The following is a 251-nucleotide window of genomic DNA, read 5'->3' as shown; positions in this document are numbered from 1 at the left end:
CCGTCGCCGTGTATTCGCCTATGTCCGTCTCCGACCAGTACGTGACTTCGCGCGCGCCTTTGCGCCCCTCGCGGAACAGCATTGAACCTGCCGTTGGCTTCTGTTCGTAAAGCACGAAGTTCTTGAAGCCGGTCTTGAGCCACTGAACGAACTCCTCGCGATCGAGCTCGCGCACATGATATTCATTCGGCGGTGCGCCAGGCGGCGAGTAAATCGGCCGATTGGGCGTCGATATGATCATCAGGCCGTTC

Annotated in this window: 1 protein-coding gene; it reads right to left on the bottom strand. The window is 59.0% G+C overall.

Annotated features, from left to right (window positions below; translation table 11 throughout):
- Nucleotides 1-251 (bottom strand): hypothetical protein (locus SB717_RS38080; protein WP_410908370.1); only part of this gene is annotated, 251 nt, incomplete at both ends.

It is taken from the genome of Priestia sp. SIMBA_032, assembly GCF_046535215.1.
Classification (GTDB): Bacteria; Bacillota; Bacilli; order Bacillales; family Bacillaceae_H; genus Priestia; species Priestia aryabhattai.
The sequence above is the reverse complement of the archived record's forward strand: the minus strand, read 5'-3'. Positions and strand labels throughout refer to the sequence as shown.